This window comes from Stenotrophomonas sp. SrG, from assembly GCF_050031795.1.
GTDB lineage: Bacteria > Pseudomonadota > Gammaproteobacteria > Xanthomonadales > Xanthomonadaceae > Stenotrophomonas > Stenotrophomonas rhizophila_A.
The window spans coordinates 1-232 of sequence record NZ_JBNBBE010001603.1; the positions used below are offsets into that span (position 1 = coordinate 1).

A 232-nucleotide genomic window follows, 5' to 3' on the forward strand; every position below is an offset into this window, starting at 1 on the left:
CCCGGGCTGCGGGCGGGCACGCCGTGCTCGTGCCGAGTCCCGGCACCACCCCGCTGCACCGGCGGGCCGAGCACCTGGCCGCTGCCGAGCTGACCCTGCACGAGGCCGACCTGCAGCCGATCGCGGCGGCGCTGGACGGCATCTCAACCGGGGGCGACCGCTACATCGCGGAACGGCAGAAGCAGGTCACCCGCTGACTGATGTCGATTTCGTGCCCTGGGCAGCGTCGTAG

General features: G+C 73.3%; 1 pseudogene. It reads left to right on the forward strand.

Annotated elements, in window-relative coordinates:
* Positions 1-197: pseudogene (locus ACQG3P_RS24780) on the forward strand (hypothetical protein); the annotation flags it as partial.
* Between the last annotated feature and the right edge of the window lie 35 nt (positions 198-232).